At 71.8% G+C, this 22723-nt stretch carries 23 protein-coding genes; 11 read left to right on the plus strand and 12 right to left on the minus strand.

Features of this window, described 5'->3' with window-relative positions; genetic code table 11:
* Positions 1-84: 84 nt before the first annotated feature.
* Genes M3M55_RS08375 through M3M55_RS08390 form a run of 4 tightly spaced genes read left to right on the plus strand, consistent with a single transcriptional unit; the run spans position 85 to position 2254 of the window.
* Positions 85-348, plus strand: a complete 264-nt coding sequence (locus tag M3M55_RS08375) for a hypothetical protein (protein ID WP_249012368.1) — start codon at positions 85-87, stop codon at positions 346-348.
* Positions 349-352: 4 nt separating this feature from the next.
* A complete protein-coding gene (locus tag M3M55_RS08380; RefSeq protein WP_249012369.1) occupies positions 353-1063 on the plus strand; it encodes an SDR family NAD(P)-dependent oxidoreductase in 711 nt (236 codons plus the stop codon).
* Positions 1064-1077: 14 nt separating this feature from the next.
* Complete coding sequence (locus M3M55_RS08385; protein WP_249012370.1) at positions 1078-1572, plus strand: MarR family winged helix-turn-helix transcriptional regulator; 495 nt, start codon at positions 1078-1080, stop codon at positions 1570-1572.
* A gap of 25 nt (positions 1573-1597) precedes the next feature.
* The gene (locus tag M3M55_RS08390; protein ID WP_249012371.1) at positions 1598-2254 is read left to right on the plus strand and encodes an HAD family phosphatase; all 657 of its coding nucleotides are present in this window, start codon (positions 1598-1600) and stop codon (positions 2252-2254) included.
* 109 nt (positions 2255-2363) lie between these two features.
* Here M3M55_RS08390 and M3M55_RS08395 read toward each other — a convergent pair whose 3' ends face one another.
* The gene (locus tag M3M55_RS08395) at positions 2364-4268 is read right to left on the minus strand and encodes a glycoside hydrolase family 15 protein (RefSeq protein ID WP_371878754.1); all 1905 of its coding nucleotides are present in this window, start codon (positions 4266-4268) and stop codon (positions 2364-2366) included.
* Positions 4269-4553: 285 nt separating this feature from the next.
* On the opposite strand from M3M55_RS08395, the gene M3M55_RS08400 reads away from it, so the two are divergent.
* Positions 4554-6395 (plus strand): ABC transporter ATP-binding protein, encoded by a 1842-nt coding sequence (locus M3M55_RS08400; RefSeq protein ID WP_371878755.1) that lies wholly within the window; start codon positions 4554-4556, stop codon positions 6393-6395.
* A 58-nt stretch (positions 6396-6453) separates the two neighbouring features.
* Here M3M55_RS08400 and M3M55_RS08405 read toward each other — a convergent pair whose 3' ends face one another.
* Positions 6454-6903: an FHA domain-containing protein gene (locus tag M3M55_RS08405; RefSeq protein ID WP_249012373.1), complete on the minus strand. Its 450-nt coding sequence runs from the start codon at positions 6901-6903 to the stop codon at positions 6454-6456.
* An 83-nt stretch (positions 6904-6986) separates the two neighbouring features.
* Positions 6987-9173 carry an MMPL family transporter gene (locus tag M3M55_RS08410; protein ID WP_249012374.1) on the minus strand — a complete coding sequence of 729 codons (2187 nt, stop codon included), beginning with the start codon at positions 9171-9173 and terminating at the stop codon, positions 6987-6989.
* 193 nt (positions 9174-9366) lie between these two features.
* On the opposite strand from M3M55_RS08410, the gene M3M55_RS08415 reads away from it, so the two are divergent.
* A complete protein-coding gene (locus M3M55_RS08415) occupies positions 9367-9885 on the plus strand; it encodes a GNAT family N-acetyltransferase (protein WP_249012375.1) in 519 nt (172 codons plus the stop codon).
* A 99-nt stretch (positions 9886-9984) separates the two neighbouring features.
* Entirely contained in the window at positions 9985-10395 is a 411-nt protein-coding gene (locus tag M3M55_RS08420; protein ID WP_249012376.1) for an NUDIX domain-containing protein, read from the plus strand.
* 83 nt (positions 10396-10478) lie between these two features.
* Here M3M55_RS08420 and M3M55_RS08425 read toward each other — a convergent pair whose 3' ends face one another.
* Together M3M55_RS08425 and M3M55_RS08430 are read right to left on the minus strand one after the other, a co-directional pair.
* A complete protein-coding gene (locus M3M55_RS08425; RefSeq protein ID WP_249012377.1) occupies positions 10479-11705 on the minus strand; it encodes an MFS transporter in 1227 nt (408 codons plus the stop codon).
* Between the two features lie 380 nt (positions 11706-12085).
* Positions 12086-12715: a hypothetical protein gene (locus M3M55_RS08430; RefSeq protein WP_249012378.1), complete on the minus strand. Its 630-nt coding sequence runs from the start codon at positions 12713-12715 to the stop codon at positions 12086-12088.
* Between the two features lie 172 nt (positions 12716-12887).
* Here M3M55_RS08430 and M3M55_RS08435 point away from each other — a divergent pair, with 172 nt between their 5' ends.
* The gene (locus tag M3M55_RS08435) at positions 12888-13727 is read left to right on the plus strand and encodes a hypothetical protein (RefSeq protein WP_249012379.1); all 840 of its coding nucleotides are present in this window, start codon (positions 12888-12890) and stop codon (positions 13725-13727) included.
* A gap of 24 nt (positions 13728-13751) precedes the next feature.
* On the opposite strand, the gene M3M55_RS08440 is transcribed toward M3M55_RS08435, so the two are convergent.
* The gene (locus M3M55_RS08440) at positions 13752-15017 is read right to left on the minus strand and encodes a M28 family peptidase (RefSeq protein ID WP_249012380.1); all 1266 of its coding nucleotides are present in this window, start codon (positions 15015-15017) and stop codon (positions 13752-13754) included.
* A 10-nt stretch (positions 15018-15027) separates the two neighbouring features.
* Positions 15028-15537: a nitroreductase family protein gene (locus tag M3M55_RS08445; RefSeq protein WP_249012381.1), complete on the minus strand. Its 510-nt coding sequence runs from the start codon at positions 15535-15537 to the stop codon at positions 15028-15030.
* Positions 15538-15630: 93 nt separating this feature from the next.
* Between M3M55_RS08445 and M3M55_RS08450 the strand changes: the two genes are divergently transcribed.
* The gene (locus tag M3M55_RS08450; RefSeq protein WP_249012382.1) at positions 15631-15996 is read left to right on the plus strand and encodes a hypothetical protein; all 366 of its coding nucleotides are present in this window, start codon (positions 15631-15633) and stop codon (positions 15994-15996) included.
* Positions 15997-16003: 7 nt separating this feature from the next.
* Here the strand turns inward: M3M55_RS08450 and M3M55_RS08455 are convergent, their stop codons facing one another.
* Entirely contained in the window at positions 16004-16609 is a 606-nt protein-coding gene (locus M3M55_RS08455; RefSeq protein WP_249012383.1) for a glutathione S-transferase family protein, read from the minus strand.
* Positions 16610-16677: 68 nt separating this feature from the next.
* On the opposite strand from M3M55_RS08455, the gene M3M55_RS08460 reads away from it, so the two are divergent.
* Positions 16678-17304, plus strand: a complete 627-nt coding sequence (locus M3M55_RS08460; RefSeq protein WP_249012384.1) for a hypothetical protein — start codon at positions 16678-16680, stop codon at positions 17302-17304.
* A gap of 55 nt (positions 17305-17359) precedes the next feature.
* On the opposite strand, the gene M3M55_RS08465 is transcribed toward M3M55_RS08460, so the two are convergent.
* The 3 genes from M3M55_RS08465 to M3M55_RS08475 are packed head-to-tail and all read right to left on the minus strand — an operon-like array spanning position 17360 to position 20688.
* On the minus strand, positions 17360-17941 hold the full coding sequence (locus M3M55_RS08465; RefSeq protein ID WP_249012385.1) for an HD domain-containing protein: 582 nt from the start codon (positions 17939-17941) through the stop codon (positions 17360-17362).
* Positions 17942-17997: 56 nt separating this feature from the next.
* A complete protein-coding gene (locus M3M55_RS08470; RefSeq protein WP_249012386.1) occupies positions 17998-19380 on the minus strand; it encodes an aldehyde dehydrogenase family protein in 1383 nt (460 codons plus the stop codon).
* Positions 19381-19386: 6 nt separating this feature from the next.
* Positions 19387-20688 (minus strand): alkaline phosphatase family protein, encoded by a 1302-nt coding sequence (locus M3M55_RS08475; RefSeq protein ID WP_249012387.1) that lies wholly within the window; start codon positions 20686-20688, stop codon positions 19387-19389.
* Between the two features lie 53 nt (positions 20689-20741).
* On the opposite strand from M3M55_RS08475, the gene M3M55_RS08480 reads away from it, so the two are divergent.
* Positions 20742-21917 carry a TIGR03364 family FAD-dependent oxidoreductase gene (locus tag M3M55_RS08480; protein WP_249012388.1) on the plus strand — a complete coding sequence of 392 codons (1176 nt, stop codon included), beginning with the start codon at positions 20742-20744 and terminating at the stop codon, positions 21915-21917.
* Between the two features lie 2 nt (positions 21918-21919).
* Here M3M55_RS08480 and M3M55_RS08485 read toward each other — a convergent pair whose 3' ends face one another.
* Positions 21920-22705: a GntR family transcriptional regulator gene (locus M3M55_RS08485; protein ID WP_249012389.1), complete on the minus strand. Its 786-nt coding sequence runs from the start codon at positions 22703-22705 to the stop codon at positions 21920-21922.
* Positions 22706-22723 lie beyond the last annotated feature (18 nt).

The following is a 22723-nucleotide window of genomic DNA, read 5'->3' on the forward strand; positions in this document are numbered from 1 at the left end:
GACCACGCGGGCCGGTGGCTCCCTCCACGAGCTTCCGGTCTGCGGGGCCTCATGGTGGGGAAGATCGCGGCTAAGATCGCCGCCATGCCCGCACCGGACACCTCCCAGGGCCCGACCGCGACCGTACCCGGACTGACCGCCCCGGTGCCCGGGTCCGGGCTCCGCCGCGGTCTCGCCACTGGCGTCATCCTCGGCTCTCTCGCCATCGTCACGGTCGCCCAGCGTGACCTGAGTGGCCGCCCGGCGCCGGCGGTGCGCGGCTCCAAACTCGCCTGGCGGATCGGGTCGACGAACGCGCTGGTGGCGCTCGCCTACCTCCGCTGGGGCCGACGGCCGGTGGGGGCCTAGGCGGATGGCCACTCGCGCCGCACTCGTCACCGGGGCCTCCCGGGGGATTGGCCTCGCCCTCGCCCGGGCGCTCGCCGAGGACGGGTACGCCCTCACCCTCACCGCCCGCAAGCCGGACGGGCTCGCCGCGGCCGCCGCCGAGCTGACCGCCGCGGGCGCCGAGGTCGTCCACCGGGCCGCCAACGTCGCCGACGAGGCCGACCTGCAGGCCGTCGTCGCCCTGCACGCAAGCACCTACGGCCGGCTCGACGTGCTCGTCAACAACGCGGGCGTCGGCATCGGGGCAGCCGCCGGGGAGCACACCACCAAGTCGATCGACCTCCAGCTCGACGTCAACCTGCGCTCGATCGTGATCCTCTACCGCGAGTGCCTGGAGATGCTGCGCGGCGACGGCGGCGCCCAGGTGATCAACCTCGCCTCCATCGCCGGGAAGATCCCCCAGCCGTGGCTGAGCGTGTACGCGGCGACCAAGGCGGCGGTGATCGCCTACACCCAGGCGATGAACCGGGAGCTCGCCACCAGCGGGGTCCGCTCGGTCGCCCTCTGTCCCGCCTTCGTCGACACGGACATGACCGCCTTCATCCGTGACGTCGTCAAGCGGGAGGAGATGATCTCCACCGCTGACATCGTCGCGGCGATGCGGTTCGTGCTCGGGCTCTCCCCGGCGGCGCTCGTGTCCGAGATCGTGATCGGCCGTTCCGGCGAGTCCCTCTGAGCGCCGGGCCGCTCTTGGCACTGCCCTTTGACCCGATCGAGGAGGCGGGCCGCCAGTGGCGGACGCACTTCTCCACCGAGCACGCCACGCCGATGATGGCGGTCACCTCGATCATGCGGGTCCAGCAGCTGTGGCTGGCCCGTTGCAACGAGGCGCTCGGCCACTTCGGGCTCACCTTCCCCCGCTATGAGGTCCTCGCCCTGTTGCGCTTCAGTCGCCGGGGCGAGCTGCCCCTCGGCAAGATCGGCACCCGCCTGCAGGTCCACCCGACGAGCGTGACGAGCCTGATCGACGGCCTTGAGCGGGACGGCCTCGTGCTCCGCGCCCGGGATGACCGCGACCGCCGGCTCACCCTCGCCCGGCTCACCGCCGCGGGCAACGAGCGTCTCGAGGCGGCGACGGCGGCCCTCCACGACATCCGCTTCGGGACGACCCTGGACGATGCCTCTCTCGCCCAGCTCACCGCGTTGCTGACTGCTGAGCGGGCCGGGGCGGGCGACTTCGACTAGCCCGGACGGGCTAGCCTCATCCCCCGTGCCGATTGAGCTGGTGATCTTCGACTGTGACGGGGTGCTGATCGAGTCCGAGCGGATCGCCGTGGAGATCGACGTGGCGATGCTCGCGGAGATCGGCTGGGAGCTGAGCCGGGAGGAGGTGATCGAGCGGTTCATGGGCCGGGCGTATGCGCACATGCTCGCCGAGATCGAGGGCTTTCTCGGCCAGCCGGTGCCGGCGGAGTGGGTCGCCCGCTGGGATGAGACCTTCCAGGCGCGGCTCGCGACCGAGCTCGAGCCCGTCGACGGCGTCTCAGAAACCCTCGATGCCCTTCACGCGGCCGGGTACCGCACCTGTGTCGCCTCGAGCTCCAACCACGCCTCACTGGAACGGAACCTCACCGCGACCGACCTCCATGACCGCCTCGCCGGGCGCATCTTCAGCGCGAGTGAGGTCACCCACGGCAAGCCCGCCCCCGACCTGTTTCTCCACGCCGCCGACCGGATCGGGGTGGCGCCCGAGCGCTGCGTGGTCGTCGAGGACAGCCGCTACGGGGTGGCGGCCGCCCGGGCGGCCGGAATGCCGGTGTTCGCCTACACCGGCGGGGGGATGACCCCGGTCGCCACCCTCGAGGCGCTCGGTGCCACTGTCTTCGCCGAGATGCGGGACCTTCCCGGGCTGATCGCCGCCCTCTGAGCCCCGCCGAGCGGAGCCGGTCAGGGCACTGCGGTCCGACGGCGGGGGAGAAATGTGCCCTGAGGCCCTTCGTTCGGGGGCGCCCCAGCGGGGGCGCCCCCGCCCGCCCTCAGCGCCAGCCCGCGCCGTTCCCGTGCGGCGTCGCCGCGTTCTCGGTCCGGATCACGTGCATCACCGCGTTGATCAGTGCGAGGTGGGTGAAGGCCTGGGGGAAGTTGCCGAGGTGCCGGCCGGTGCGCGGGTCGACCTCCTCGGCGTAGAGACCGAGCGGAGAGGCGTAGCCGAGGAGACGCTCACACAGTTCACGGGCACGCTGGAGCTCGCCGATCTCGACGAACGCCGACACGAGCCAGAACGAACAGATGAGGAAGGTCCCCTCCTCCCCGGAGAGGCCATCGTCGGTCTCGTCGGTCCGGTAGCGCAGCACGAGCCCGTTCTCGGTCAGCTCCTCGGTGATCGCGAAGATCGTCGCCCGCACCCGCGGGTCATCGGGCGGCAGGAAGCGCAGCAGCGGCAGCAGCAGCATCGAGGCGTCGAGGGCGGTGCCGTCGTAGTGCTGGACGAACACTCCGCGGGCGTCGACCCCGTGCTCGCAGACGTCGGCGTGGATCGCATCGGCGGCGGCCTGCCAGCGTTCGACCCGCTCCCAGTCCTCGCGGATCTCCGCCAACCGCGCCCCGCGGTCACAGGCGACCCAGCAGAACATCTTCGAGGAGGTGAAGTGCCGCGGCTCGCCGCGCACCTCCCAGATCCCCCGGTCGGGCTCGCGCCAGTGAGCGATCGCCGCCTCCACCTGCCGGGAGAGGATCGGCCACACCCGCTCGTCGAGGGAGTCGCGGGAGCGGGTGTGCAGGTAGACGGAGTCCAGCAGCGCCCCCCACACGTCATGCTGCTTCTGGGTGAAGGCGCCGTTGCCGATCCGCACCGGCCGGGCGCTCTCATAGCCGGACAGGTGCGTGAGTTCGTGCTCCTCGAGGTCGCGCTCCCCGTCAACCCCATACATCACCTGTAGGTCCTCGTTCCCGCCGGCAACGTCGGCGATGAAGTAGAAGAAGTCGTTGGCCTCCCAGTCGAAACCGAGCGAGTAGAGCGCCCACAGCATGAAGGTCGAGTCGCGGATCCAGCTGTAGCGGTAGTCCCAGTTGCGCTCGCCCTGGGGGGTCTCCGGCAGCGATGTCGTCGCGGCGGCGAGCAGCGCCCCGGTCGGCGCGTAGGTGAGCCCCTTGAGGGTGAGGGCGCTGCGCTGCAGGTAGGTCCGCCAGGGATGGTCGGGGAAGGTGCCGCGGTCGAGCCAGTGCTGCCAGTGGTGGGCGGTCCAGACGAGGCGCTTGTAGGCGGCGTCGAAGTCCATCGGCGGCGGGTGCGTCGACCAGTACAGGGCGACGAAGGCCGTCTCACCCAGCTTCATCCGGTGCCGGGCGGTCGCCCGCGCCCCCTCAAAACCGATCCGCAGGTCGGTCTTGACGTGCAACCGGAGATCGGAGCCCGGCGCGGTCGCGACCCCGTCGGTGTAGCCGGGGCCGGTGTACTCCCAGCGCACCCGCTGGCGCCCGTAGTCGAACACCGGCTCGCAGTCCATCGTCAGCTCGACCTCGCCGTTGACGCAGCGGACGGTCCGCAGCAGCACGTGGTCGGCGTCATAGTCGGTCGGGGCGCGCCGGTGGGTCCCCGAACGGTCGTGCTCGTGATGCCAGCCGCCGATCAGCAGCACGTCTCGGACGATCATCCACCCCGAGCCGGTGCCCCAGCTCGTCTCCAGCACCATCGTCCCCGGCAGGTAGCGCCGGGCGGCCGGGACGGTCACGCCGCTGGGGCCGAGGCGGAAGGAGCCGGCGTCCCGGTCCAGCAGCGCCCCGAAGATCGACGGCGAGTCGACCCGGGGCAGGCACATCCACTCGATCGACCCGGACGGGGCGACGAGCGCGACCGTCTCGCAGTCCGACAGGAACGCGTACTCGGCGATCGGCGGGAACGGACTCTGACCGAATCCGGGTCCGCTCGCGAGCCGCTGCATCTCAGCGACCTGGGGCAGGCCCGGCATCAGCGGCCCGCTCATCTGGTTCAGGTCCATCGGCTCCATGGTTGGCCGGGGATGGTGACAAACAAACCGGCCCTGTCAACGGCCCGGGCTCGGAAACCTGTCTGTCGCTGCGAGAGATCGCCGTCCATCACTCCGGAGCATCGGCCGCCGACCCGCCATCATTGAGGCGAAGATGCGACGCCGCGGAGGGACACGATCATGAGCGGAATGGGGGCCGCCGCCCAGGCGGGAACACCGGGAACCGGAGCGATGCGGGCGATGCGTGGCGGCGGCGCGGGCACCCCGCCGCCGCTGATGGACCCGACGCGCCGGCGTGACGGCCGCCGGATTCTCGCCCTGTTCGCCCCCTACCGCTGGCGGCTCGCCGGGGTCTGCGTGCTGATTGCCCTGTCCGCGGGCCTGAGCATGCTCAACCCGTTCCTGCTGCGCTCCGCCCTCGACAACGGGATCTTCAAGCACCAGCTCAGCACCCTGTGGGAGACGTGCGCCGGGATGGTCGGGGTCGCCTTCATCTCCAACGCCTTCAGCGTCTGGCAGACCTACGTCTCCAACGTCGTCGGCCAGCGGGTGATGCACGACCTCCGCTCCGCCGTCTATGACCGGCTCCAGCGGATGTCGCTCGCCTTCTTCACCCGCACCCGCACCGGTGAGGTCCAGTCGCGGATCGCCAACGACATCGGCGGGCTCGACTCGGTTGTCACCTCGACGGCGACCTCGATCGCCTCCAACGCGACGACGGTGATCGCCGCGATCGTCGCGATGCTGCTGCTGAACTGGAAGCTCGCGCTCATCTCCCTCGTGTTCGTGCCCCCGAGCGTGTGGATGACCCGCCGGGTCGGCAAGGTCCGCCGGACGATCACCACCGAACAGCAGCGCCGACTCGCCGACCTGTCCGCGCTCGTCGCCGAGTCGCTGTCGGTGTCGGGGATCATGCTCGGCAAGACGATGGGCCGCGGCGACGACCTCGCCGCCCGCTTCTCCGGCCAGTCCGCGCAGATCGCCGATCTCGAGATCAAGTCGCGGATGGCCGGCCGTTGGCTGATGGGGACGATCCAGTTCGTCTTCGCCGTCCAACCGGCGATCATCTACTGGCTCGCCGGTCAGAGCTTCGTCGGCCACTCGATCCAGATCGGCACCGTCGTCGCCTTCACCACCCTGCAGACCCGCCTGCTGTTCCCGATCAACTCACTGCTCGGGGTCGGCGCCGACGTCGAGGCGTCCCTCGCCCTGTTTGACCGCATCTTCGAGTACGTCGACCTGCCGATCGACATCATCGAAGCGGAAGACCCCGTCGTGCTCAACCCGGCCGCCGTCGTCGGAGAGGTCGCGTTCTCCGGGGTGTCGTTCCGCTACGGCGGTGCCGGGGGCCCGCTAGCCCCCGGCACCGAGGCGCCGCCCCCCTGGACGGTCCGCGGGATCGACCTGGTGATCCCCGCCGGAACGCGGACGGCGGTCGTCGGGGAGACGGGCGCGGGCAAGACGACGCTCGGCTACCTGCTCGCGCGGCTGTATGAGCCCCAGGAGGGGCGGGTCACCATCGACGGGGTCGACATCCGTCGGGTGTCGCTCGCCTCGCTGGCGGCGACCGTCGGGGTCGTCTCCCAGGAGACGTACCTGTTCCACGCGAGCGTCCGGGAGAACCTCCGGTTCGCCAAGCCGGACGCGACCGATGCGGAGGTCGAGGCGGCTGCGCGGGCGGCCCGGATCCACGAGCTGATCGCCTCCCTGCCCGACGGGTATGACACCGTCGTCGGCGAGCGCGGCTACCGGTTCTCCGGGGGCGAGAAGCAGCGGATGGCGATCGCCCGGACGATCCTGCGCAACCCGCCGGTGCTCGTGCTCGATGAGGCGACCTCCTCCCTCGACACCCAGACTGAGGCGGCCGTACAAGCCGAGCTCGAGCGCCTGTCGGAGGGGCGCACGACCCTGACGATCGCCCACCGGCTCTCGACGGTGCGGGACGCCGACCAGATCCTCGTGCTCGACCGGGGTGCGATCGTCGAGCGCGGGACCCACGAGGATTTGCTCGAGCGCGGTGGCCTCTACGCGGCCCTCGTCGCCCGGGACGTGCCGGCGGAGGCGGCCGAGCCGACCGGCTGATCCGGGCCGATCCCGGCCCGGCCCGTTCCGCGACGCCGGTCCGCGCGCGGGCGGCCGGTCAGCGGATGTGGCGGTAGGTGAAGGCGACCGGTCCGATCCGGACGAGGTCGCCGTCGAGCAGGTCGGTGGCGACGATCCGCTGGCCGTTGACGAACGTGCCGGCGGAGCTGCGGTCATCGAGCACCCGCACGTGGTCGCCGTAGCGGACGATGATCGCGTGGCGGCGGGAGACGTGGACGTCGTCAAAGCGCAGGTCCGAGCCGACTGCCCGGCCGACGTGGGTGATCGCGTCCCGCAGCGGGATCAGGTGGGCGACCCCATCTCCGTCGTGCACGGCGACATAGTGGCCCGGAAGCGCCTCACGGGCGTTGATCGCCGCGGTCGCGACGCGGTGCTCGAGCAGCCCGAACGGGTTCTCGCGCAGGCCCGGGGTGTCCTGAAGGATCGCAGTCTCGTTCGGGTCCGAACGGGAGCCGCGGCGGTCGAGTGTCTGAGATGCCGATTCCATGATGGGAAATCATCCTGCCCGACGAAGGTGATAAACGGCCAAGAACTCGCTAAGACCTGGGCAAGCGGACGCGGAGACCCGGCTCAGGCTCCCGTCGGATCCGCCTCGGCCCGGGCCTGGAGGGCCTCGCCGGTGGCGGCGAGGGCATCGGTGAGAACCGCGCGGGCGCTCGCGCCCTCGACGTTGAGATGGGGGAGGCGGGCCTCGAGCCAGTGAGGCAGGCGCCAGTTGACCTCCCCGAGCATGAGCATCGCGGCGGGAATGACGATCGCCCGGATGATCAGTGCGTCGAGCAGGACGGCGCTCGCCAGCCCGATCCCGAACATGTCGATGATCCGCTCGCCGCCGAGGACGAAGGCGCTGAACACGAGCACCATGATGATCGCCGCAGCGCTGATCGTCGCCCCGGTGGCGGCGATCCCGTGGGCGACGGCGGCGCGGTTGTCCCGGCGGCGCTGCCACTCCTCGTGGATGCGGCTGACGAGGAACACCTCGTAGTCCATCGACAGGCCGAACAGGATCGGGAACATCAGTACGGGCAGGAACGCCTCGATCGGCCCGGGGTGGAGCCCGAGCAGCGACCCGGCCCAGCCGAACTGGAAGACGGCGGTGACGACGCCGAGGGCGGCGGCGGTGGAGAGGAGGTTCATCAGCGCGGCGGTGAGCGGGATCACCACGGAGCGGAACACGAGCATCAGCAGCAGCGCGGAGAGGAGCACGACGATGCCGATGAACAGCGGTAGTTTGCCCGTCAGGACGGCGGCGAAGTCGGAGAAGACGGCGGTCTGGCCGGTGACGAGGACGGTGATCCCCTCGCGGCGGGTGAGGGCGGGCAGCCGTTGGGTGCGCAGGGTGTCGAGCAGATCGGCCGTCGACGCCGCCTGGGGGGAGCCCGCCTCGACGACGGTGGCGAGCGCGACCGCGCCCGGGCCGGTCCGGTCCGGGAGGAACGTCGCGGCGCTGACGTGGCGGACGTCCGGGGTGTCGGCGACGGCGCGCAGCAGCGCCGTGAACCGGCGGCGCGCGGTGGCCGAAGCGACCGGGCTGACGAGCTCGAGGGGCCCGTTGTAGCCGGGGCCGAAACCGCGGGCGAGCATCTCGTAGGCCTGGTAGGTCGTGCTCGACGGAGGGTCGGAGCTGTAGTCGGCCGAACCGAGCCGCATCGACAGGGCGGGGATGGCGAGCAGACACATCAGCGCGACGGCGAGGGTTGCGAGCAGTGCCGGGTGGCGGTCCAGCCGGGCGGCCCAGCGCGCCCAGCCGCCAGGCTGAGGCGCCGGGGCGGGGTGGCCGGCGGCGATCGCCCGGCGCTCGGTGCCGCGCAGGGTGCGGTCCCCGAGCAGGGAAAGCAGGGCCGGCAGCAGCGTCAGGGCGGCGAGGACGGTCGCGGCGACCGCGACGGCCGCGGCGACCGCCACGCCGTAGAGGAACCCCACGCCGAGCAGGAACATCCCGAGCAGGGCGATGCAGACGATCGTCCCGGCGAACAGGACCGCGCGGCCGGTCGTGTCGAGTGACTCGACCACCGCATCAGTGTGATCGAGCCCGCTGAGGCGCCCCTGTCGGTAGCGCGTGACGATGAACAGCGCGTAGTCGACCCCGACGCCCATCCCGATCAGCAGGGCGAGCTCCCCGGAGAAGGAGGCCATCGCGATCAGGTGGGAGAGCAGGCCGATCAGCGCGAGGCCGGTGCCGAGGGAGAGTCCGGCGGTGAGCAGCGGCAGCATGGTCGCCGCGAGCGAGCCGAATACGAGCAGCAGCACGACCCCGGCGGCGAGGGAGCCGATCGCGATTCCCCCGGTCGATCCGCTCGGGTTCCCGCCCTCGGCGACCTGCCCGTCAGCGGCAAAGTGGACCCCGGCCGCGGAGGCGCTGGAGATGAGCCGGTCATAGCGGGCGGCCTCGCTCCCCGAGATCGCCGAGGCGGGGACGGCGAAGCTGATCGTCGCGTAGGCGACCCGGCCGTCTCGGGCGATCTCGTTCGGGTGGTCGTAGGGGGAGCGCACACCGCTGACGTGGGGGAGATCGCGCACCCGGGCGAGCAGCGCGTTGAAGCGGGCCCGTACCGCGGGAGCGCTGACGGACCCGTGCCGCACCTCCACCACGAGCTGATCGCGGTCCCCGGCGGCTGCCGGGGTGTGGGTCGCCAACAGCCGATCGGCCCGGTAGCTCTGGGTGCCGGTGAGGGTGAAGTTGTCGCCAAAACGCGAGCCGACGACGGCGTGGAGGCCGTTGAGAGAGACGAGGGCGATGACCCAGAGCGAGATCACCCGCCAACGATGGTCAGAGCACCAGCAAGCCGTACTGCGCATTCCCCTCATCTCTTCGGCCGGAGCGACGGGCCGCTCAACCGCTCACTCTGACGGGGGCGGGCACGTGAACGGTCAGGGAGCGGACCAAAGTCGGTCCGGGCGGGAGGGGGGACTGTCATCTGCGAAGACGGGTTGGCAGACTGCGTTGGTGATGGCGACAACCGCGCACCCTAAGCTGAGGTGGCATCTCGATCCCGACGACGCGACGGCGATCGCTGAAGTACATCGCAGAGTCTTCTGCGCCGACTACGGATTTAACCCGGATTTTGTCGTCGAGGTGGAACGGGACGTGCGCTTCTGCGCCAGCCGGGGCTGGCCCGAGGCGGGCGCCGTCTGGCTCGTCGAGCTCGCGGGGCGGGTTGCCGGCTCGCTCGCCTTCACCTTCGAGGGTCAAACGAGCGACGGCCTCTACGCCGGGGAACTGCGCTGGTTCGCGCTCGAGCTCGAGCTGCGCGGCAGCGGTCTTGGCCGCCGGATGCTCGAGGAATTGCTGGAGACCGCCGAGGATCAGGGAGTCGATCGGCTCGAGCTCGACTGCTGTGCCGAGTGTGCCGGAGCCGGCCGCCTGTTTGACGCCTACGGCTTCTCGGTCGTCTCTGAACGGGCCCGCCCGGGGTGGCGCCGGGACGGCAGCGCCGTCGTGCTGCAGCGGCGCGTTGCCTACCTGTAGGGACGGGTGCGGTTCCGGCCCGCGGGCGGTGGGGGCCTGAGCGTGGCGGCTCTCAGTGCGGGATTGCTCTGTCACCGGAGCCGAAGCGGGGTCGTTGAGGTGCTCCTCGTCCACCCCGGCGGTCCGTTCTGGGCCCGGCGGGATGCGGGTGCCTGGTCGATCCCGAAGGGGGAGGTCGATCCGGGTGAGGAGCCCCTCGCCGCCGCCCGGCGCGAGTTCACCGAGGAGCTCGGGCTGGCGGTTCCTGACGGGACGCCGGTCCCGCTCGGGGAGGTGACGCTGCGTTCGGGCAAGCGGGTGCTCGCCTGGGCGTTGGGGGTGGCCGACATCGACGTCAGCACGATCGTGTCGGCGACCGTGACGGTGACGGTGCGCGGCCGGCCGCTGAGCGTCCCCGAAGTCGACCGGGCGCAGTGGTTCGGGCTCGCGGACGCCCGGGTTCGGCTCAACCCGGGTCAGGTGCCGCTCGTCGATCGGCTCGAGCGGGACCTGGCGGCGGAGATGTCCTGATCGGGCGGCTTGGACGGAGCCCGTTCGGTCTACCCGGGCGACGGTGGGACAGGTCCCGTGGTCGCGATGGGGTGTCGACGGTGTCAGGTGCCGGTGTGGGCGATCTCGCCCAGCTGGCGCCAGACCACGGCGAGGCTCAGGCCCGAGCCGACGAAGGCGAACCAGAACGGGGCGACGATGCCCCACTCGCTCGCGAGCACACCGCCGAGGATCTGACCGATCACGATCCCGCCGAACACGCAGAGCAGGTAGACGCTCAAGACGCGACCCTGGAGAGCCTGCGGGACGGCGCGCTGGCGCACGGTCTGGCTGACGGTGCCCCAGACGAAGCTGTAGGCGCCGAAGACGAACATGATCACGATCGCGATCACCCCGCTCCGGTTCACTGCGAGCGACAGGTGCATCAACACCTCGAGGGTCAGGCAGACGCGCATGATCGCCGCGAGTGACCATCGGGCTTCGAGTCGCCGGTAGGCGACGATCGCCAAGCTTCCGCCGATCGCGCTCGAGGTGGTCATCAGGCCGTATCCGACCTCGCCGAGGTGCACGCGGTGCAGCGCATAGAGGACAAGCACCGACCACGCCGCGCCCCAGGTGATGTTGAAGGACAGGATGATCAGCGCGAGCGTTCTGATCGGCGGGTGACCGATCAGCCACCGGAAGCCCTCTGTGACCTCGGACCGGACGCTGCCCGGCGTCGGTTCGGCGCGGCTCGCCCGGGCTGATCCGATCTGCGTCACGAGCAAGAGCGCGAGCGTCACCAGGATCGCCTGGGTGAGGAACGGCCAGGCACGGCCGATGGAGAACAGGAAGGCGCCGAGCGGCGGACCCAGGAGTCCCTGACCGACGACACTTGCGCCCATCAGCCGCGAGTTGGCGAAACCGAGCTCCTCCTTCTCCACGAGCATCGGCAGCAACGTGCCGGAGGTTGTGTTGGAGAACACGTCCGCGATCCCGAACAGCAGCATCGCGATCAGGACGAGCGCGATGCTGACGTGGGTGCTGAAGAGACCGAGGCAGAGCACGCCGATCACGAGCGCGCGGAAACTCTCTGACCCAATGAGCAGTACGCGGCGATCGATCCGGTCGGCGATCACGCCCGCGTAGAGACCGAGAAAGAGCCATGGCAGGCGTTGGAGGAGCGCGGCCGCCGCGACGAGAAACGCGCTTCTGGTCTCCCCGGCCACGAGCAGCGGCCCGGCCGACAGCGCGATGCCGTCACCGATGCTGCCGACCCACGACGAGCTCACCAGCCAGCGGTAACCGCGCCCCAGGCGGGTCGGCGTGAAGCGTTCGACGAGCGCGGTCACGACCCATCAATCTATTCCGCGCGACGGTCCACACGCCAGCAGACCCGCGGCGGGACACGCTCGCGCCGTTGGACTCTGCCCCCGCGGGAGGTTATCTCCGGACGCGGCCGCCCGAGCCGCTCGACGAGCTCGGGAACCGCACGAGCTGGACGGTACAGCGCGTCTGTGAACGCTCGTCAGGCGCCCCGGTGCCGCAGTCGGCGTGACGCCGTCACGTTCGCCGTGAGCTCGCTCGCGCTCGCCCTGATCCCGACCATCCGCCTACCGCAACCCGCGCGCCGGAAGCAAGCGCGCAGTCGACCCTCCAGAACCTCCGCGAGGCGGGAAGCTTTTCGGCGATCACGGCTGGATGACGATCGCCGCCGTCCACAAGACCGTGATCAGAGCACGAGTCCAAGCTCTGCGCGATCTCTTGGCGTGCCGTGCGCGGGGAGCACGACCTGGATCGGCAGATCGAGGAGCGGATGGAGCCTCTCGACGACATCGTCACGCGTGACGTGGGTGCGGCCACCTAGCTGAATGTCGAGCCCGTCGCCGAAGTCTGAGAGTGAGTCGCCGGTGACGATCGCGTTGATCCACGGCAGCCAGAAGATGAGATCGTTGTCTTCACGGCCCGCATAGGCAGTGATGCCGAACGGCCACGCCCCGGGGCCATGGAAGTGTCCCTCACTTTCGCCGGCTCGCAACCACGCCAGATCGTCGCTGTCCATGCCGCGCACACGGTCTGGATCGGCGCCGAACTTCTCGACCCAATCCAACCAGGTATCGGCAGGTGGCGTGTACACGGGGAGGCCAAGCTGACGAGCATCCCGCTCGTGATGCGGAGCGGTCAGGAGGACCGCGGTCGCGCGCTCGCGCAGTTCATCGGGTACACAGAGCGGGTCGAACAAGAGAAAGTCGTCGCCGATCGCGATCCCGTAGGAGGAAACGAGCTCGGGCCACCACTGCTGCTCGTCCCAATCGGGATGACGAGCTCGCCAATGCCAGACACCGGGGCGCAGCTCACGCACGGCGCGATCCTAATCGAGATGACGTTGACCTCAGGCGGGACGAGTCCTCCCAGCTCGAGCCGTTCAGCGGATCGGTTATGATTGACCCATCAACGAATCTGCTGTCATCAACGCCACCCTCTACAGCGACCCGGCCTGCCCGTGGGGCTACTCCGAGCATCCCGCCCTGCGCGTGATCGAGTGGCGCTACGGCGCCCAGATCGCCTGGCGGCTCGTCCTCGTCGGGCTCTCTGAGGACCTCAGCCGCTATGACCGGATGGGATACACGCCGGTGCGCGGGGCGCTCTCGGCCCTGCACTTCCGCGACCGCTACGGGATGCCGTTCGCGCCCGGGATCAAGCGCGGCCGTGCCGCCTCCAGCCGCGCCTGCCGGGCAGTGATTGCCGCTCGGCGGACCGTTCCCGGCAGCGAGTGGGCGGTCTTCCGTGCCCTGAGCCTTGCGAACTTCAGCACGCCGCTGCTCTTCGACCACGACGAGCAGATGGTCGAGGCACTGAGCGGCCTACCGGGAGTCGACGCCGCCGCGACCGTCGCGCTGATCGACGATCCGGCCGTGGTCGCCGAGTACGAGTCCGACAAGGCGGAGACGCGCACGGCGGCCGGCTCGGCGACCGAGCTGCAGGGCAAGGCGGGCAACAGCGACGGCGCGGTTCGCTACACCGCCCCGTCGGTCGTCTTCACCCGGGTCCGCGACGGACTCCGGCTGGAGGCCGGGGGATTCCAGCCCGTCGAGGCCTACGACGTGCTCGTCGCCAACCTCGACCCGACCCTGCAGCGCCGCCAGCCGCCCGAGGACGTCGCGGAGCTGCTCGCCTTCTTCCCGCACGGCCTCTGCACCCAGGAGGTCGCCGCCCTGCTGGCCCGCGGCAATGACGCGCCCGACCGGGCCGGCGCGGAGGCGGCCCTGCTCACGCTGCTCCATGACGGCCGTGCCGACTATCACCCGCTCGGGGACGACGCGATCTGGACCGCTCCGGGCGGGCCGGCGCCACCCCGGGTGAGCGCCGCCTGAGCCGGCGGTCGATCGGGCGTCGGCTCAGCTGAGCCAGAGGTTCGCCGCGAGCTCGCGGGCGACCTGCTCGCAGACGAGGACGGCGTGAGCGACGGTCCGCCAGTGGACGTTGGCGGCCGTGTCGGAAAGCTGGTGGTAGTTGCTCAGCGCCTTGAAGCGGTCGACGGAGACGAGGGTGGCGGTCGGGTAGCCCGCCCGGCTCGCGATCACCGCGTCGGTCGAGTTGCGGGCCCGCAGGCCCCGGCGGATCGGCGCACCGGCGGTGTCCGCGACCCGGCAGACGAGATCCCGGAACGGGCGGTGGTGGTAGTCCTCCATCACGATCGCGCCCTCCCCCTCGAGCAGGACGAGCTCAGGGGAGCCGACCGTGTCGAGGTTGAGCACCCAGGTCCGGGACCGGTCGAGGGTGGGGAAGTGGCGGGCGGCGAAGCTGTAGATCCCCCCCTGGATCACCTCCTCGGCCCCGCAGGAGACGAGCAGCACCGACAGCCCGGCGACCGGTTCGGCCCGGAGGCGCTCGGCAAGCGCGAGCTGGACGGCGAGGGCGCTGAGGTTGTCGTTGGCGCCCGGCACGGTCGGACTCGTCGCGATGTCGGCGAACGCCGCCGTGTCGAGCGCGGACAGGATCGTCCCGAAAGTGATCAGCCGCCGACGCCCGGAGAGCAGCCCCGCGAGGGTGAGCAACGGCCCGGCGAGCACGGCCCACCACAACGGCAGGCCCGTGTCCATCCGCTCGATGATCCCGGTGAACCGCTGCCCGGCCCAATGTTGGGCGCGGTCGTCAAAGACCCGACCGGTCGGGGCGGCGTCGTGGTGGGCGAGGATGACGAGGGTCCGTTCCGCCTCCGGGGCGCCGATCCGGGCGACGACGTTCTGGGTCGCCCGCGGAGCCCGCAGGCCGCGGACGAACCGCGCTCCGTTGGAGACGTCGTCGGCGATCCCGACCGCGGCGAGGGCGGCGACGGCGGTGCTGAGGCGCCGGCGCCGGCCACGCCGACCGAGCAGCCCCGTGAGCGTGGCCAGGCCACAGAGCGCGCCGATCGGTCCGGCGTAACCCTCCTGGAAGATCGCCGACTCGACCTCCACGTCCGCCCCGGCGGTGGCGAGCCGGTCCGCGAAGAGCTGGGCCGCCTCCGCCTCCCCGGGGGAGCCGGGCGCGCGCGGCAGGCTGGCAAGGTGTTCGAGCAGCTCCCGGACCGACGCGGGCACGGCGACGGGTGCGCCGGTGGCGTCGAGCCAGTCGCGAGGGTGCGGGGCTGATGGGGCGGAGGTGGTGGGAGGCTCGGGCACGGGGGGCGGTTCAGTCGAGGCTGATCAGGACATCCTCGACCGGTCCGCGGTCGGGGGGGGCGGCCGGCTGGCGCAGCGGGCCGAGGTAGACAAGACCGACGACCGTCTCGGTCGCGGGAATCTCGAGGGCGGCACAGCCCTCGGGGCGGCGCAGCAGGTCGGGGGTGCGCCAGTAGGCGGCGAGGCCCCGGTCGTGGGCGGCGAGCAACAGGGCGTAGATCGCCGCGCCGGTGGCGAGCAGATCCTCCTGGCTGCGGACCGGGTCCTCCGGGGTGCTCAGTGCGCTGACGGCGACGAGTGTCGGGGCGCGGCGAAGCTTGGCCGCCCCATCCCCGGCGACGGCCTCGAGGCGCTGCCGGGCACTCGGGCCGAGCAGGCGGAACCGCCAGGGCCGGGTGAGATGGTGGTTGGGCGCCCACGTCGCGAGCTCGACGAGTTCGCGGACGAGGACCGGATCGACCGGCTCGGCACCGAAGACCTTGTGGGTCCGGCGTGTCCGGATCGCCGCCTCGAGCTCCATGTCCGCTGAACGGTAGCGATGGGAGGCGTGGACGGGTCGCTCGCCCGGACCGGACCGGTGGGCCGCCCCGGCGTGGCCGCTAGCCTGTGACAGGTGCCTCAGGACAACCATGGTCTCTACCTGCAGATGGCCGGCCGGGTCGCCCAGAAGGTCCCGGTCCTGCGCGACCTCCCTGTCGTCCGGCTCGTGATGGCCGCCGAGGTGCTGCTGATCGGCAAGCACCACCTCGACCGGCTCACCCCGGCGGAGCGGGGCCGGATGGTCCGTCTTGTCGCCAAGGCCAAGGGCCGTCCGCGCAGCCTCACCGAGACCGAGCGCAGTGACCTGGCGGCGATCGTCGAGAAGCTCGAACCGCGGGCGTTCCTCGCCACCGCGGGCGAGCGGCTCTCACCGGTTGGGATGCCCGCGTCGCTGCGCAACAAGATGAGTGGCACCAAGCCGCCGCCCCCGCCGACGTGAGTGCTTCTCAGGCCTGAGTGATCGGGATGTGGCCGGGCTGCTCGGCCACCCGGGCCAGCCACGCCTCGACGTTCGGGAACCCTGTCAGGTCAAAGCCGCCCTCTCCGGCGACGTGGACGTAGGCATACAGGCTGACGTCGGCGACGCTGTAGCGGTCGGCGATGAGGAAGCGCCGGTCGTCGAGGCCGCGCTCGAGTGCCTGCAGGGCCCGCACCCCGGCGCTCGTGCGCGCCTCGACCAGCCCGGGGGGCGCGGTCAGGCCGAAGATCGCGTAGAAACGGACGACCGCGAGGTTCGGCTCGATCTCGTACTGCTCGAAGAACTGCCAGGCGAGCACACGGGCACGGTCGTAGGGATCGTCGGGCAGCAGCGGCGTACCGTCGGCGAGGAAGTCGATGATCGCGTTGGACTCCGCCAGCGGGCGTCCGTCGTCGAGCACGAGGGTCGGCACCCGCAGCGCCGGGTTGAGGGCCCCGATCACCTCCGGCCGGTTCGAGCGGTCGACGACATCGAGCTCGTGCAGCTCCAGATCGAGTCCGAGCTGGGCACAGACGAGCCGGACCTTGTAACAGTTCCCGGAGACCATGCTGTTGTAGAGGCGCATGGCCAGCATTGAAGCGATCGTTCCGGTCCGAATCGGGCGGCCCAACCGCTCGGGAGTCGGTTAGGCTCGCGCTGAGAGTGGAGGACACTCCCGTGCCGGTTCACGTCCGCACGGGCGCCTGGGCGGGGAACACGCCGCCTGCGCGGATGGCGTGGGCAGGCGGGTGGGAGGGGCCCCCGCTGGCTCGGGAAATCGCCGGCGCCGTTGCCCGCGCCGACGTCGGCCCGCTCGCGGTCGCCCGCGCAGCCGACTCGCTGCTCGCCGCGCTCGCTGACAGCGTCACCTGGGCGTCGTACTGGCAGGAGCCCGACGAGTGGGACCGCCGTCTGTGCGATCGCGCGGTCGCCGAGGCGCTCGGCCCCGTGGCGGAGGCGATCTGCCGCGCTCCCGCCTCGGGCCGCCGCCAGGACTGGTGGCGCGCCACCGGGCAGGACGCCGACTGGCTCATCCCCGACTACGCCCGGCTCGCCGAGCGCTACGACGCCCTCCACCTCACCGTCTCCGGGTACCTCACCACTGCCGGCCGGGCGCTCCCGGCGGGTGCCGGCCACACCGTGCTCGCCGGCTGGGATCCCGATCAGACGCTGTGGCTCACGGTCGCGCCGGACCGGGTCGGCCCTGCGATCCGCTGGGAGGACACCGGCGAGCCCGAGCCGTTCAGCTGGACGCCGGCCGCCGAAGCCGGTGCAGGTACCAGTCGATGAACGCGGCGACGTTGCCCTCCCGGGCGGTGCTCGGCCAGGGTCCGCTCGAGCCCGGCTATCGCCGCGTCCGACTGATGCCGCCCGCCGCCACCGAGGCGAGCAGGGGTCGGTAGCGGTCAAGGCCGGAGACACGGGCCCCGGGAACCTTCGCTTGGTCGTCGTAGCGGCGCAGAGCGACGGCGAGGCGGTGGTCGGGGTGGGCGCGGAAGGCGGCGATCTCTGCCGGCGACATCGCGCCGCCCTGGGCGGCGAGGGTCCGCGCCGAGACCGGGCTGAGACAGTCCCGGTAGGTCGGGTCGGTGGTCACGAGGTAGCGCTTGGCCGGGACGTGCTCGGCGGCGAGCCAGGCGACCCGGGCGCCGTAGCGCGGGGTCAGCCAGCGGGCGGCGGCCGCCCCGTGGTGCTCGCCGGGCGCGTCGGTGGCCATGCCGGCGACCGCGGGGGCGCGGGCGATGTCATGCAGCAGGCAGGCGATCACGAACTCCGGGTCGGCGGCGCCGAGGGAATGAGCGTCTCCGGGACCCGTCATCGTGAGGGCGAGGGTGGCGCACTGGAGAGCGTGCTCGAGCTGGTCGACGGGCTCACCGTCGTAGGGGAGGCCGGCCATCGACGCGCACGCCGCGAGCGTCTCGAACACCGTCGCATCCGCTCGCCCGCAGCCTGCCGGGCCGCCCGGCGCCGGGGCGTGCCGGTTCAGCCCCACGGCAGTGTGTAGAGCTTGGTGAAGCTCATCGCCCGCATCGCCTCCCGAACGCCCTCCTTGACCCCGAGACCGCTGTCCCCGATCCCCCCGAAGGGTGTCAGCTCCGTCCGCCATCCCGGCACCTCGCCGACGTTGACCGTCCCGGCCCGCAGTTCGGTGACGCAGCGCTGGATCGACGGCCAGTGCGAGCTGACGACACCGGCCGACAGGGCGTACGGGGTCGCGTTGGCGGTGGCGATCGCCGCGTCGAGATCGGCGACCCGGATGATCGGGGCGACGGGCCCGAAGGTCTCGGTCGCCACGAGCCGGGTGGTGACCGAGACGTGATCGAGGACCGCCGGGGTGAGCTGGGCCCCGCGGCGCTCCCCGCCGTACAGGAGCGCGGCGCCGTCCGCGATCGCCTCGGCAATCCGGGCCTCGATCGCCACGGCGGCGGGCTCGTCGATGACGGTGCCGATCCCGGTGGCCGGGTCGGCCGGATCGCCGACCCGGATCGCCGCCGCCCCGGCTCGGACCCGGTCGGCGAGCTCGTCCGCGACCGCCTCCACGGCGATGATCCGCTTCACCGCGGTGCAGCGCTGGCCGGAGTTCGCAAACGCACCGGTGACGGCGAGGGCGGCGGCCTGCTCGAGGTCGGCGTCGGCGAGCACGATCAGCGGGTCGTTGCCGCCGAGCTCGAGGACCGCCCGGCGGTAGCCGAGCCGGGAGGCGATCAGCTTGCCGACCGCGACGCCGCCGGTGAAGGAGATCAGCTCGACGGACGGGTCGGCAAGGAAGGCATCGAGCACACTCGCGGGTTCGGCACAGAGCACCTGACAGGCCGCCGGTGCGAGACCGGCGGCGGTGATGATCTCCGACAGTGCGAGCGCGGTGAGCGGGGTCTTCTCCGACGGCTTGAGCACGATCGGGGCGCCAACGGCGATCGCGGGCGCGAGCTTGTGCGCGACCTGGTTGAGTGGATGGTTGAACGGGGTGATCGCGCCGACGAGCCGGACGGGAACCCGGAGGGTGTGGGCCCGCCGCCGCTGGCCGTGGGCGGAGATGTCCCCGGAGAAGGTCTCCCCGTCATCGCGCAGGGCCTCCATCGCCGCGAACCGGAAGACGTCGACGGCCCGTCCGGTCTCATGACGGCTGTCGCTGAGACACACCCCGGACTCCGCGGTGATCAGCGCCGCGAGTTCGTCCGCGCGCTCGGCGATCCGCCGGGCAACCGTGAAGAGGATCTCTGAGCGCTCGTGGCGGGTGAGCGCGTTGACATAGCCGGCGCCGCGGGTGAGTGCGGCGGCGAGCGCCTCCGGGGAGTGGACGGGAACCTCCCCGACCGGCTCGCCGGTGTGGGGATTGCTCACCGTCAGGGTGGCGGGGGAGGCCATCGGCGCTCAGGCGGCGGTCGCGCTGGTCATTGCGGTCGAGCCGGTGACGGCGGTCCCGCGGGTCGACCCGGGGTGGGGGGACACGGCGAGGGCGGTGTGGTTGAGCAGCAGGTCATGGAGGTCGCGGTTGTGCAGCTCGCGCCCCTCGAGGCCCGCCGCGGCGACCGGATGGCTGATGATGAGCGGAACCCGGCGCTCGTGCAGGCCCCCGTGGGAGCGCAGTGCCCCGTGCAGCTGGCTGAGATCGTGGCCGGCGGCGGAGCGGCCAAGCACGGTGCCGGCATCCCCGAGCACGATCAGGTCTCCGATCCGGTCGGGGGGCAGGTCAAAGGCCGCCGCGGCGGCGCTGCGATCGAGGACGGCCTCCACCCCCTCCAGGCCGGCGACCACCCCCGCGGCTCGGGACCGCTCGGACGGGTCGTCGAGGTGAACCCAGGCGAGTGAGCCGAGTGCGGCGTGGTGGGCGACGTAGGGGTCGGTGATCGGGCAGAGGGTATGGGCGGAGCGCACGCCGGCGGCGGTGAGGGCGTCGTCGAGGAACTGGATCCGGGGGCGACCGTCTGAGTCCGTCTTGGCGTTCATGCCGTGATCGGCGACGAGCCCGACGGTGAACCCCGCTTCCAGGGCGGCCCCGATCGAGACATCGACGGCCCGGTAGAAGCTGTCGGCGAGCGGATCCCCCGGCGCGGCGGTGTGCTGGACGAAGTCCGTCAGCGACGCGTACACGATCCGGGCGCCCATCCGCACCCCGAGGGCGACGGCGAGATCGATCGTGTAGGGGGAGAGCCGCCAGTCATAGATGTCGGGGTTGGGTCCCAGGCCGGCGGCGGCGATCACCTCCGTGCCGTCGGGGAGATGCTGCTCATGGGCCTTCTCCGCACTGAAGGACGGGACCTCGCCGCTGGCGAGTAGACGGCGCAGCTTGTCCTTGGCGGTGACGCACAGCACCCCGACCCCGGCCGCCCGGGCGGCGGCGTGGATCGTCTCGGCCTTCAGCAGCCCCGGGTCCGTCACCTGGACCTCCGTCCCGTCCCTGGTCCGGTAGTGGTTCCCGGCGACGCCGTTGTGGGCCGCGCTGACGCCGGTGACGATCGCGACGTTGTTGGGGTTGGTGAAGGTCGGCACCTGGGCGCGCGCGTGCGTGTGCAGTCCCCCCGCTGCGATCACGGCGCTCAGCCGCGGCATCAGCCCGCGGGTGAGGGCGTCATCGACGTAGGCCGGGTCCCACCCGTCCGCACAGACGGCCAGCACCGGCGTCTCGGGGATCCGGTAACGCCGGCCGTTGGCGGTGAAGCACGACGGGCTCACGAACATGACTATACAAGTTTCCCGAGTGTGGTTGTATAGACAAGATGCCGGATGTGCTGACACATCTCAAGGCCGACGTCTGCGTCATCGGGGCCGGAATGGTCGGACTGGCCCACGCGATCGAGGCGCGCCGCCGCGGCTTCCGCGTCGTCGTTCTCGAGCGAGACAGCGCCGCCGTCGGCGCGAGCGTGCGCAACTTCGGCCACCTCTTCTTCGCCTCCCAACCCGACGGACCCGCTCTCAGCCTCGCCCTCCGCTCGCGGGAACGGTGGTTGGAGGTCGCCGGCGCGGCGGGCCTGACGCTGATCCCGGCCGGGACGCTGATCGTCGCCCGGGCCGAGGACGAGCTCGCCGTCCTCGCCGCGGCGGCCGCAGCCGAGCCGGCCCGCCGGGCCCGCCTGCTCACCCCGATCGAGGCCGGCCGGCTCGCTCCGCTGCCCATCGACGGGCTCAGCGGCGCCCTGCACTCCCCACTTGACCTGCGGGTCGATCCGCGGACGGCGGTCGCCCGCCTCGCCCACTGGCTCGACCGGGACCCGGAGGTGACGCTGTGCTGGAGCACGACGCTCGGCGCCGTCTCCTCCGGGGTGGTGGAGGGGTGGACGACCGACGGAGCCCGGACCCGCGTGCAGGTGACCGCACCGCGGGTGATCGTCTGTCCCGGACCGGACTACCGCACCCTCGCGCCCGAACTGGCCGCCGGTCTCGAGCCCCTCACCCGCTGCCGGCTGCAGATGCTGCGAGTCGGCGCCCCCGCGGGACGGCGGTACGCGCCCGCGCTGGCCACCGGCCTCAGCCTGATCCGCTATCCGGCGTTCGCCGATCGGCCCGAGACGGCGGCTCTCCGGGCCCGTCTGGAGGCCGAGCGGCCCGAACTGATCGAGCGGGGCATCCACCTGCTCGTCACCCAACTGCCCGACGGCGACCTGATCGTCGGAGACAGCCACACCTACGCCGACACGCTCACCGCCTTCGGTGAGGAGACGATTGACGTGCTGCTGCTCGCCGAGGCGGCCCGGTTGCTCGGGGTCGAGCGCCTGTCGGTACGGGAGCGGTGGCTGGGGGTCTACCCGAGTGTCGCCGCGGGCAGCGGCGGGGCGGGCGCTCCCTTCCGGGTCACCGCCCCGCTCGGGGGCGTACGCGTCGTCGAGAACGTCGCCGGGATCGGCATGACCCTCGCGATGGGATTCGCCGCCGAGGTCCTCAACGGGGTCGAGGCGGGCGGCTGAGCTCACTCGCCCGCCGCGCATCCGCGCGGGCGGTCGTCGGAGCCGTCCCGGACAGTGAGGGAAACCCCGGAACGAGGCAGGGTGACCCGGTGGTGCACGGTCAGGTTGAAGCGGTCGGCCCGGTAGCGGTCCGTCGACACCTCGACGGGGGTTCCCGCGCCGTCCCGGACCCGGCGGCGGACGCTCAGCAGGGGAGCGCGGCGACTGACGCCGAGCAGCCCGGCGATCTCGGACCCGGCGGCCGTCGCGGAGATCTGCTGGTCGGCCTCGGCGAGGCGGACCCCGCGCGCGGCGAGCTGCCCATACACCGACCCGCCGTCCAGGTCGAGGTCGGGCAGGAGACGCCCGACCGACTCGATGAAGGTCGACTCCTCCACCATCACCGGCTCACCGTCGAGGAGGCGGACGCGACGGTAGTGAAAGACGGGAGCGCCCGTGGGAACTGCGAGCAGCCCGGCGAGGCCCGGGGGACAGGGGCGGTGGGCGAGGTCGAGGGTGCGGGCGCCCGGAACCCGGCCGAGCGCGTCCGCCCAGGCGGTGAAGGACACCATCTCATCAAAGCTCTGAGACAGGGCCGGGGTGGCGACGACCGCGCGCCGGCCGCGTCCGCCGCGGATCAGGCCCTCGGCGCGCAGGGTCGCGAGCGCCTGGCGGACGGTCCCCCGGCTCACCCCGAAGCGGGCGGTCAACTCGGCCTCCGACGGGATCGCCGCCTCTGGCGGGATCTCACCGGACTCGATCCGCGCCCGCAGGTGCGCGGCGATCTGGGCGTGTTGGGAGGCGGACATCACCGCCGTAGTCTCGCT

Origin of the sequence: Conexibacter sp. DBS9H8, assembly GCF_023330685.1 — a bacterium.
GTDB lineage: Bacteria > Actinomycetota > Thermoleophilia > Solirubrobacterales > Solirubrobacteraceae > Palsa-465.

What these genes read in the sequence shown, in the direction of transcription:
- M3M55_RS08375 (WP_249012368.1), top strand. Translation starts at nt 85, where the DNA reads ATGCCCGCACCGGACACCTCCCAGGGCCCGACCGCGACCGTACCCGGA.
- M3M55_RS08380 (WP_249012369.1), top strand. Translation starts at nt 353, where the DNA reads ATGGCCACTCGCGCCGCACTCGTCACCGGGGCCTCCCGGGGGATTGGC.
- M3M55_RS08395 (WP_371878754.1), bottom strand. Translation starts at nt 4,268, where the DNA reads ATGCAGCGGCTCGCGAGCGGACCCGGATTCGGTCAGAGTCCGTTCCCG.
- M3M55_RS08400 (WP_371878755.1), top strand. Translation starts at nt 4,554, where the DNA reads ATGCGTGGCGGCGGCGCGGGCACCCCGCCGCCGCTGATGGACCCGACG.
- M3M55_RS08405 (WP_249012373.1), bottom strand. Translation starts at nt 6,903, where the DNA reads ATGGAATCGGCATCTCAGACACTCGACCGCCGCGGCTCCCGTTCGGAC.
- M3M55_RS08415 (WP_249012375.1), top strand. Translation starts at nt 9,367, where the DNA reads ATGGCGACAACCGCGCACCCTAAGCTGAGGTGGCATCTCGATCCCGAC.
- M3M55_RS08445 (WP_249012381.1), bottom strand. Translation starts at nt 15,537, where the DNA reads ATGGAGCTCGAGGCGGCGATCCGGACACGCCGGACCCACAAGGTCTTC.
- M3M55_RS08455 (WP_249012383.1), bottom strand. Translation starts at nt 16,609, where the DNA reads ATGCTGGCCATGCGCCTCTACAACAGCATGGTCTCCGGGAACTGTTAC.
- M3M55_RS08470 (WP_249012386.1), bottom strand. Translation starts at nt 19,380, where the DNA reads ATGGCCTCCCCCGCCACCCTGACGGTGAGCAATCCCCACACCGGCGAG.
- M3M55_RS08485 (WP_249012389.1), bottom strand. Translation starts at nt 22,705, where the DNA reads ATGTCCGCCTCCCAACACGCCCAGATCGCCGCGCACCTGCGGGCGCGG.